General features: G+C 70.6%; 8 protein-coding genes. 5 read left to right on the forward strand and 3 right to left on the reverse strand.

Features of this window, described 5'->3' with window-relative positions; genetic code table 11:
- Nucleotides 1-60 precede the first annotated feature (60 nt).
- The gene (locus ACWCP2_RS25180) at nt 61-1,251 is read right to left on the reverse strand and encodes a magnesium and cobalt transport protein CorA (protein ID WP_450910837.1); all 1,191 of its coding nucleotides are present in this window, start codon (nt 1,249-1,251) and stop codon (nt 61-63) included.
- Nucleotides 1,252-1,405: 154 nt separating this feature from the next.
- Here ACWCP2_RS25180 and ACWCP2_RS25185 point away from each other — a divergent pair, with 154 nt between their 5' ends.
- On the forward strand, nt 1,406-2,620 hold the full coding sequence (locus ACWCP2_RS25185) for a winged helix DNA-binding domain-containing protein (RefSeq protein ID WP_450910838.1): 1,215 nt from the start codon (nt 1,406-1,408) through the stop codon (nt 2,618-2,620).
- A gap of 243 nt (nt 2,621-2,863) precedes the next feature.
- Nucleotides 2,864-4,405 carry an AMP-binding protein gene (locus tag ACWCP2_RS25190; RefSeq protein WP_450910839.1) on the forward strand — a complete coding sequence of 514 codons (1,542 nt, stop codon included), beginning with the start codon at nt 2,864-2,866 and terminating at the stop codon, nt 4,403-4,405.
- A 79-nt stretch (nt 4,406-4,484) separates the two neighbouring features.
- Here ACWCP2_RS25190 and ACWCP2_RS25195 read toward each other — a convergent pair whose 3' ends face one another.
- Together ACWCP2_RS25195 and ACWCP2_RS25200 are read right to left on the reverse strand one after the other, a co-directional pair.
- Entirely contained in the window at nt 4,485-4,973 is a 489-nt protein-coding gene (locus tag ACWCP2_RS25195; RefSeq protein WP_450910840.1) for a glutathione peroxidase, read from the reverse strand.
- 43 nt (nt 4,974-5,016) lie between these two features.
- Nucleotides 5,017-5,793, reverse strand: coding sequence for a hypothetical protein (locus tag ACWCP2_RS25200; protein ID WP_450910841.1), 777 nt, complete (start codon nt 5,791-5,793; stop codon nt 5,017-5,019).
- Nucleotides 5,794-6,068: 275 nt separating this feature from the next.
- Between ACWCP2_RS25200 and gcl the strand changes: the two genes are divergently transcribed.
- The 3 genes from gcl to ACWCP2_RS25215 all read left to right on the forward strand — a co-directional run bounded on the left by gcl (nt 6,069) and on the right by ACWCP2_RS25215 (nt 9,699).
- On the forward strand, nt 6,069-7,859 hold the full coding sequence (gene gcl / locus ACWCP2_RS25205) for a glyoxylate carboligase (RefSeq protein WP_450910842.1): 1,791 nt from the start codon (nt 6,069-6,071) through the stop codon (nt 7,857-7,859).
- A gap of 151 nt (nt 7,860-8,010) precedes the next feature.
- Nucleotides 8,011-9,006 carry a phosphotransferase family protein gene (locus tag ACWCP2_RS25210; RefSeq protein ID WP_450910843.1) on the forward strand — a complete coding sequence of 332 codons (996 nt, stop codon included), beginning with the start codon at nt 8,011-8,013 and terminating at the stop codon, nt 9,004-9,006.
- Between the two features lie 39 nt (nt 9,007-9,045).
- Nucleotides 9,046-9,699, forward strand: a complete 654-nt coding sequence (locus ACWCP2_RS25215; protein WP_450910844.1) for an HAD family hydrolase — start codon at nt 9,046-9,048, stop codon at nt 9,697-9,699.
- The last annotated feature ends 79 nt before the right edge of the window (nt 9,700-9,778 follow it).

Consider the following 9,778-nt stretch of genomic DNA (forward strand, 5'->3'; position numbering starts at 1 on the left):
CCTGGAGGCGCGGTCCGTAGTTCGCTTGCGCTAAGTCGATCAAGTTTCTGTGCTGGTTCGCTACAGCCAGTCGCGCTTCTTGAAGATGACGTACAGGCTGACGCAGACCACCGCCATCAGCAGGATCGCAAAGGGGTAGCCCGCCACCCACTTCAGCTCCGGCATGGTCTCGAAGTTCATGCCGTAGATGGTTCCCACCAGGGTGGGGGCGAAGAGGATGGCGGCCCAGGAGGAGATCTTCTTGATCTCTTCGTTCTGTTCGAAGCCGGCTTCGGCCAAGGCGCGCATTTCGGCGTTCTGTTGTTGGGAGACCAGGGTGGCGTTGACCGTGAGGATTTCGGTCAGGGCTTGGCGGAAGCCGTCCACGCGTTCGCTGGTGTGGGTGACGTGGTCGGCCACGTCGCGGAGGTAGCGCTGGAGTTCCTCGTCCGTGCCGTACTTCGCGAAGCCGGCCATCAGGCTGTGGAGCATGCCGACCAGGGGGCGGGTGGCCCGTTGGAACTCGACCATTTCGCGGGAGAGTTCGTAGATGCGGCGTGAGACTTCCGGGTCGCCGCTGAAGACCTCGGTCTCGATCTCGTCCATGTCGATCTGGACGCCCTCCACCACGGGGGCGTAGCCGTCGACCACCGCGTCGAGGATGGCGTACAGCGCGGCTTCCGGGCCGAGGGAGAGGAGTTCGGGGGACTCCTCCATGCGGCGGCGGACCGCCGAGAGGTCCGGGGCCGCGCCGTGGCGGACCGTGATCAGGAAGTCGGGCCCGACGAAGATGTGGAGTTCGCCGAAGTCGACCTCCTCCAGGGCGTCCAGGTAGCGGGCGGCGCGCAGGACGACGAAGAGGGTGTCGCCGTAGCGCTCCAGCTTGGGGCGCTGGTGAGCCTCCAGGGCGTCTTCGACGGAGAGCGGGTGGAGGTTGAACTCGGCCGCGAGGGAATGGAGTTCGGATTCCGTGGGGCGGTGCAGGCCGATCCAGGCCATGCCGTCGGGCTGTTCGCGCAGCCGCCGGAAGGTGTCGGCGAGGGTGGCGGGGGAGGCGACGCGGACTCCGTCGCGGTAGACCGCGGAGTCGATCACGCTGCGGTGGTCCGCGGGGGTGGGGGCCGGCGGTGGCGGCTTCGGGGCCCGTGGGGGTGTGGACGGGGGAGTCGTCGGAGGAGGAGCGGGCGGGCGTCGCCAGCCTCCGCGCTTCCCGGGTCCGGACGCGGACGGGGGCGGGGGCGAGGGGTTGCGGCTCTCTGGTCGCTCCGACATCGCAGGTCAGCTCCCGGTCGAACGGGTGTTTACGGGCAAGGGGAAGGATAACCGGGCGAATGGAACCCGGGGCTCATTCGGGTGCGTGCGCGCGGGTAGGACCGGTTCGGAGTTGCGGACAGGGGGTGTCCGCATGGGCCGCTACGTTGCTGTCATGGCCTCCAAGACGAAGCGTCCCGTACTCGGCACCCGTGCGCTGAACCGCGCCACGCTCGCCCGCCAGCTGCTCCTCACCCGAGCCGAGATGTCCGCACAGGACGCCACGCGGCACCTGCTGGGTCTGCAGGCGCAGAACGTGAAGCCGCCCTACTTCCAGCTCCACGCCCGGCTCGCCGGATTCGGGCCGGCCGAGCTCGCCGGGTTGATGGAGTCCCGGCAGGTGGTCCGGATGGTCACCATGAGGTCCACCATCCACACCCATACCGTCGACGACGCGCTCACGCTGCGCCCCCTCGTCCAGCCCGCCCGCGACCGGGAGATCAACTACTTCCGCAAAGGCCTGGTCGGAGTGGACCTGGACCGGCTGGCCGAGCGCGCGCGGGCCTTCGTGGAGGCCGAGCCGCGGACCATGGCGGAGATACGGGAGGAACTGCTCAAGGAGTGGCCCGGAGCCGACCCGCAGTCGCTGTCCGTCGCCGCGCGCTGCCGGCTGCCGCTCGTCCAGGTCACCCCGCGCGGGGTCTGGGGGATGAGCGGACAGGTCCGCCTCACCACCCTGAGCGAGTGGGTGGGAGAGGGAGAGGGAGAGGGAGAGGGAGGGGGAGAGGGAGACAGTTCTCGCCGAGGTTCTGGTGGGGACGGGGAGTGGAGTGGGGAAGGGAGCGGGGAGGCCGGGGAAGGTGCGGGGATCGATGACGTCGTGCTGCGGTATCTCGGGGCCTTCGGGCCCGCGTCCGTCAAGGACATGCAGACGTGGGCCGGGCTCACCCGGCTGCGCGAGGCCTTCGAGCGGCTCAGGCCGGTCCTGGAGGTGTTCCAGGACGAGAACGGCGTCGAACTCTTCGATCTGCCCGACGCGCCCCGCCCCGATGCGCGGCAGCCCGCCCCGCCCCGCTTCCTCCCCGAGTTCGACAACCTGCTCCTCTCCCACGCCGACCGCTCCCGCATGATCGCCCCCGAGCTGAAGGGGACCACCTGGACCGGGAACCAGGCCCACTGCACGCTGCTCTTCGACGGCTTCCTCGCCGGGCTCTGGAAACTCGACGCCGGGAACAACCTCACCGTCGAGCTGTTCGAGCCGGTCTCCGGGGCCTCAAGGATCTCCAAGGCCGGCAGGGCGGAGATCGTGGCCGAGGGGGAGGCGCTTCTCGCGGAGATGGGGGACGGGGCGGGGGAGCCCTCCGTCCGCTTCGGGTCCATCCGCGAGTGAGCCGCGGCCCCCTGCCCCTGCCCCTGCCCCTGCCCCTGCCCCACCCTCACCCTCACCCCCGCCCCCGCCCCCGCCCCCGCCCCAACCGCACCCCACCCCGCCGCGCTCTGGTGGGCCGTACGCCCGACACGGCACGATGCCTGGCACGACCGAGATCACCCGCGATCGTTCTCGTTCGTGGCGGGCCGGCCGCCCGCGCGTCAGCCATGCAGTTGTTCGGGATCAGGGACCTAGGAGAGAGCAATGCGGATTCCCATGACCGTCACGGACTTCCTCGACCGGGCCGAGCTGGGGTTCTCGTCCAGTCCGGGCGTGGTGGACGAACCGGATCAGCCCGCTCCACCGGTCCCCGACTCGACCTACGGAAGGCTGGGCGAGCGCGTACGGGCCTGGCAGGCGGGGTTCGACGCGCTCGGCGTCGCCGAGGGCGAGCGCGTGGCCGTGGTCAGCCACAACTCCGCCCGGCTGCTGGAGCTGCTGTTCGCGGTGCCGATGAGCGGGCGCATCTGCGTACCGGTCAACTTCCGGCTGAAGCCGGAGGAGGTCGCGTACGTGGTCCGGCAGAGCGGGGCCTCGGTGCTGCTCGTCGACCCGGAACTGGACGAGGCGCTGTCGGGCGTCAAGGCCCGCCACCGCTTCGTCCTCGGGCCGGAGACGGACACGATGCTGATGCGCTTCGGGGTCGAGCCGCGCCCCTGGTCGCACCCGGACGAGGACGCGACGGCGACGATCAACTACACCTCGGGGACCACCGCCCGCCCCAAGGGGGTGCAGCTGACCCACCGCAACATCTGGGTGAACGGGCTCACCTTCGGCCTGCACACCCGGGTCTGGGAGCGTGACGTCTACATGCACACCCTCCCGATGTTCCACTGCAACGGCTGGGGCATGCCCTTCGTGATGGCCGGGCTCGGCGTCAAGCAGGTCGTGCTGCGCAAGGTCGACGGGGCCGAGATCCTGCGCCGGGTCGAGGAGCACGGGGTCACGCTGATGTGCGGTGCGCCCGCCGTGTGGAACACCGTGCTGGACGCGGCGGCGACCTGGGAGGGGGAGATCCCGGGACGCGACCGGGTACGGGTCGTCTGCGCGGGCGCCCCGCCGCCGAGCCGGACGATCCAGCGGATGGGCGAGGAACTGGGCTGGGAGTTCACGCAGATCTACGGCCTGACCGAGACCTCGCCGCTGCTCACCTTCAACCGGACCCGGCCCGCAGACGCGCGGCTGCCGGCCGGGGAACGGGCGCACAAGCTCGCCCGCGCGGGGCTGCCCGCGCTCGGGGTCACGCTGCGGGTCTCGGAGGACGGAGAGGTACTGGCCCGGTCGAACGTCGTCCTGGAGGGGTACTGGGACAAGCCGGAGGAGACCGCGGCCGCGCTCCGGGACGGCTGGTTCCACACGGGGGACGGGGGCACCGTCGACGAGGCGGACGGCCACCTGACGATCTCCGACCGGAAGAAGGACGTGATCATCACCGGCGGCGAGAACGTGTCGTCGATCGAGGTCGAGGACGCGATCTTCAGCCATCCGGCGGTCGCGGAGGTCGCCGTGATCGGTGTGCCGCACGAGAAGTGGGGCGAGACGATCAAGGCCCTCGTGGTCCTCGTCGAGGGGGAGGCCGTCACGGAAGCGGACATCATCGCCCACTGCAAGCAGCGGCTGGCCGGATACAAGGCCCCGACGTCCGTCGAATTCCGCGCCGCCATCCCGCGTACGGCCACCGGCAAGATCCAGAAGTTCAAGCTCCGGGAGCCGTACTGGACGGGCCTGGAGCGGCAGGTGAACTGACCGCCTGCGGGGCGAGCGGCGGTACGGGGCTGCGCGCGCAGCCCCGTACCGGCGCCAGGCCTCGGCCCTGTGGGCGGTGCTACGCCGGCAGGTGCGCCTCAATGGCCGCGATGACCTCGGGGGACTCGGGCTCGGTGCGCGGACGGAAGCGGGCCACGACCTCGCCGGCGGGGGAGATCAGGAACTTCTCGAAGTTCCAGGTGATGTCACCGGCCTCGCCCTCGGCGTCCGGGAACTTCACCAGCTCCTCGTACAGCGGGTGGCGGCTCTCACCGTTGACGTCCGACTTCTCCAGCATCGGGAAGGTGACCCCGAAGCCGGCCGCGCAGAAGGTCTGGATGTCGTCGGCGTTGCCGGGCTCCTGGCCGCCGAACTGGTTGCAGGGCACACCGATGACGGTGAAGCCCTTCTCCTCGTACTTGAACTGCAGGCGGGCCAGGCCCGAGTACTGAGGGGTGAGACCGCACTGCGAGGCGGTGTTCACGAGCAGGATCGCCTTGCCCTTGTGCGCGGCGAGGCTGGTGGGCTCGTCGGACAGGGTGGTCAGCGGGATGTCGTACAGGCTCATCAAGCTCTCCTCGGCAGGCAGACACACGTCATACCCCCCGAGCCTAGGCCCCCATGCCGAGGAGGTCCTCCGCCGGGTCGTTGACCGGCTGCGGCGTGCCCGTGAGGTCCATGACGAACAGGGGTATCCCGAGGTCGTCCGCGCGGGCGCGCGCCTCCTGCGTATATCCGGCGAGCGAGAAGTACACGCTGGTCGCGCAGGCCGTGAGCCCGTTCAGCCAGACGCACTCCACCGCCCGCAGCCCCGCCGGGGCCGTGGTCGGGTCCACCTGGGCCACCAGCCCGGGGGCCCGCAGGTCCACCGCCGTGGAGGGGAGCGGCCGGCCGTCGGGCTGGCGCACGTCCTGGAAGCCGAGCCAGCGCAGGTACAGGGCCGCGGTGACCACCGCGTCCCGGGCGGTGCGGATGGTCACGGGCCGGAACTCGGGGCGGGGCACCGCCGGGCCGGTGGCGGGAGGCGGGCCGGACGGGGAGAGAACCGGCTCGGCCGCGCGAGGGGGCGTCCGTACGTCCCCACCGGCGGAGGCGGCCCCACCCGTGACCCCGCCCACCGGCTCCAGCGGATGCACCGGAATCAGCACCACCGTCCCGCACGAGCCGCACCCCACCTCCGGGTGCGGCCACTCGCTCTCCCGGCCGCAGGCCTCGCAGCGCACCGCGACCCAGCTGTCCGTCCAGGTGCGGTGGGTCAGCTCCCGGGGCGGCGACGACAGGTCCAGCGGCGGGACGACCGGACTCCCGCAGGCGCAGGGGAACACCGGGGCGGCGTAAGCGTTCTCGCGCAGGCACGCCGGGCAGCGCACCGGTACCGCATCCCCCATGAGACCTGGACCCCCTTCGACGCCGTGCGCAGGCCGTAGCTGTGCGTAGGCCCATGGTCCACCACCTGCCACCGCGGGGGTGGGCGGACCCCCGATTTTCGGCCGAGCCCTGGTTTTTCGTACAACTCACTGCCCAAGACGTGGCTTTTGGTGGGTTCCGAGGTGCCGTACCGCCTTGACGTTGCGGGGAGTCGCCGCTTAGCTTGTTCCGTATAGCAGAACAAAACTTCCGGATTACGGAAAAGCCTGACCCGCCAGACCCGCAGGAGAACTCGATGCCTCGTATGACAGCCGCCGCCGCTGCAGTGGAGATCCTCAAGCTTGAGGGTGTCGAACAAGCGTTCGGCGTTCCCGGTGCTGCGATCAACCCGTTCTACCGCGAGCTCAAGAACGTGGGCGGAATCGCGCACACGCTGGCCCGCCACGTCGAGGGTGCCTCGCACATGGCGGAGGGTTACACCCGCGCCAAGGCCGGCAACATCGGCGTCTGCATCGGTACCTCGGGCCCGGCCGGCACCGACATGATCACCGGCCTGTACTCCGCGATCGCGGACTCCATCCCGATCCTGTGCATCACCGGTCAGGCTCCGGTCTCGAAGCTCCACAAGGAGGACTTCCAGGCCGTCGACATCGCCTCGATCGCCAAGCCGGTCACCAAGAAGGCCACGACCGTTCTGGAGGCCGCCCAGGTTCCCGGCGTCTTCCAGGAGGCCTTCCACCTGATGCGTTCCGGCCGTCCGGGCCCGGTCCTGATCGACCTCCCGATCGACGTCCAGCTGACCGAGATCGAGTTCGACCCCGAGACCTACACCCCGCTGCCGGTCTACAAGCCGGCCGCCAGCCGCGTCCAGGCCCGCAAGGCCCTGCAGTTCCTGCTCGAGTCCGAGCGTCCGCTGATCGTCGCCGGTGGCGGCATCATCAACGCCGACGCCTCCGACCTGCTGGTCGAGTTCGCCGAGCTGACGAACGTCCCGGTCATCTCCACCCTCATGGGCTGGGGCGTCATCCCGGACGACCACGAGCTGGCCGCCGGCATGGTCGGTGTCCAGACCTCGCACCGCTACGGCAACGCGACGTTCCTGGAGTCGGACTTCGTCTTCGGCATCGGCAACCGCTGGGCCAACCGTCACACCGGTTACAACCTCGACGCCTACACCAAGGGCCGCAAGTTCGTCCACGTCGACATCGAGCCGACCCAGATCGGCAAGATCTTCGCCCCGGACTTCGGCATCGCCTCGGACGCCAAGGCGGCCCTGGAGCTCTTCGTCGAGATCGCCAAGGAGCTCAAGGCCGAGGGCAAGCTGCCCGACTTCAGCGCCTGGGCCGCTTCCGCCCAGGAGCGCAAGGCGACGCTGCTGCGCCGCACGCACTTCGACAACATCCCCATGAAGCCGCAGCGCGTCTACGAGGAGATGAACAAGGCGTTCGGCCCCGAGACCCGCTACGTCACCACCATCGGTCTGTCCCAGATCGCCGGTGCGCAGATGCTGCACGTCTACAAGCCGCGCAACTGGATCAACTGCGGCCAGGCCGGCCCCCTCGGCTGGACCATCCCGGCCGCGATCGGTGCCGCCACCGCGGACCCGGAGACCCCGATCGTCGCCCTGTCCGGCGACTACGACTTCCAGTTCATGATCGAGGAGCTGGCGGTCGCCGCCCAGCACAAGGTCCCCTACGTCCACGTCCTCGTGAACAACGCCTACCTGGGTCTGATCCGTCAGGCGCAGGGCGGCCTGGGCATCAACTTCGAGGTCAACCTCGAGTTCGAGAACATCAACACCCCCGAGCTGGGTGTCTACGGCGTCGACCACGTCAAGGTCGCCGAGGGCCTGGGCGTCAAGGCGATCCGCGTCACCGACCCGGACAAGCTGGGCGAGGCCTTCGAGACGGCCAAGAAGTGGGCCCAGGAGCACCAGGTCCCGGTCGTCGTCGAGGCCATCCTCGAGCGCATCACCAACATCTCGATGAGCAAGACGGTCGACATGAGCGACGTCACCGAGTTCGAGGAGCTCGCGACCGAGCTGGAGCACGCTCCGACCGCGATCCGCAACACCCTGTCCGCCTAGTCCCATCAGGCCGGTCTAGCACCACCGCACGGCCCCCGTCCCTCCTCCAGGAGGAACGGGGGCCGTTCCGCGTTCCCTGCGGGCCGCAGGTCCCGCCCCCGTTCCACCGGACGGCACGCCCGCGTGCCCGTGGGCGGTATAGGTTCGCCCGATGCGCAGATTCGCGGAGGCCGAGGACCTGTCGGGAGTGGTACGGGACGCCCTGGGAGGGGCGGTCCGGGTGGCCGGCGTGGAACGCCTGCGCGGCGGGAGCAAGAAGGGCGTCTACCGGGTCGGGCTCACCGGCTCCGGGACGCCGAGCGTGATCGTCTACAGCTGGGCGGACGAGGAGAACTTCTGGCCCGGGGGCACCGCGGGAGAAGGGGCCGGCGGGACGGACCCGTTCGCGCCCGCCTCCGGCCTGGAGCCGTTCCTGGCCGCGCAGCGGCTGCTGCACGGGCTCGGGGCCCGCGTACCCCGGCTGCTGCTGGCGGACGCCGGCCGGCAGCGGTACGCGGCCGACGTCGCCGTGGTCGAGGACGTCGCCGGGGGCACGCTGGAAGCGCTCTTCGAATCGGACCCCGGCGCCGCACGGAAGGCCCTGGCCGACCTGGCCGGGACCCTCGGCCGGATGCACGGCCACCGGGCCCCCCGCTACGGCAGGGTGGACCTGCTGGAGCGGGGAGGCGCCGCCCCGGGGAGCTCCTGCGAGCAGCTCGTCCTCGACCGGGCCCTGGCCGACCTCGCGCAAGCGGCGGGCCGCGACAGCAGGATCGGGGCGGCCCGCGGCCGGCTCGACGACCGGCTCCGGACCCTCCGGGCGCTGGTGGCGCCCCGCACGGAACACGGACTGATCCACGGGGAACTGGGCCCCGACCACGTGCTCGTGGCCCCCGGAGGGGAAGCGGTCCTCATCGACATCGAGGGCCTCATGTACTTCGACGTCGAGTGGGAGCACGTCTTCCTCCGGCTGCGCTTCCAGGAGCGCTACGAGGCCCTGGCCCGCACCGGCCTCGACCCGCGGCGCCTCGACCTCTACGCGCTGGCCATGCGCCTTTCCCTGGTGGCCGGCCCGCTGCGGCTCCTCGACGGGGACTTCCCCGACCGGGAGTTCATGCAGGGCATCGCCGAGCACAACCTCGCGGAGGCGCTGGCCCTGCTCCCGTAGGGACCGGGATGACGGGGAGGGCCCGCCTATCCTGCGGGAATGATCCATCCCATTGAACTCGTCATATTCGACTGCGACGGCGTGCTGGTCGACAGTGAACGCATCGCGGTGCGCGTGGATGCTCTCGTCCTGGCCGAGCTGGGATGGAGCCTCACCGAAGCCGAGATCGTCGAGCGCTTCATGGGCCGCTCGAGCCGGTCGATGACGCGGCAGATCGAGGACCACCTCGGCCGCGCCCTGCCGGCCGACTGGGAGGCGGAGTACGAGTCCCTCTACCGCGATGCGTTCGCCGCCGAGCTCACCCCTGTCGAGGGCATCGTCGACGCCCTCGACGCGCTCACCCGACTCCGCACCTGCGTGGCCTCCAGCGGGAGCCACGACAAGATGCGCTTCACCCTGGGGCTGACCGGTCTCCACTCCCGCTTCGAAGGCCGCATCTTCAGCGCCACCGAGGTCCGGCACGGCAAACCGGCCCCGGACCTGTTCCTCCACGCCGCGCGCCGGATGGGGGTCGCGCCCGAGGCGTGCGCCGTGGTCGAGGACAGCCAGTACGGTCTCCAGGCAGCCCGGGCCGCGGGCATGCGGGCCTTCGCCTACGCGGGAGGGATGACGCCCGCGGACCGGCTCGAAGGCCCCGGCACCGTCGTCTTCGACGACATGCGCGCACTGCCCGGCCTCCTCGCTGACGGATGACCACCTCCCGCCCCCCCCCCCCCCCCCCCCCCGCCCGGGGGGGAGAATACCACCGCGCCGAGGGGAGCGGGAGCAGGGC

It is taken from the genome of Streptomyces sp. NPDC002104, from assembly GCF_053593795.1.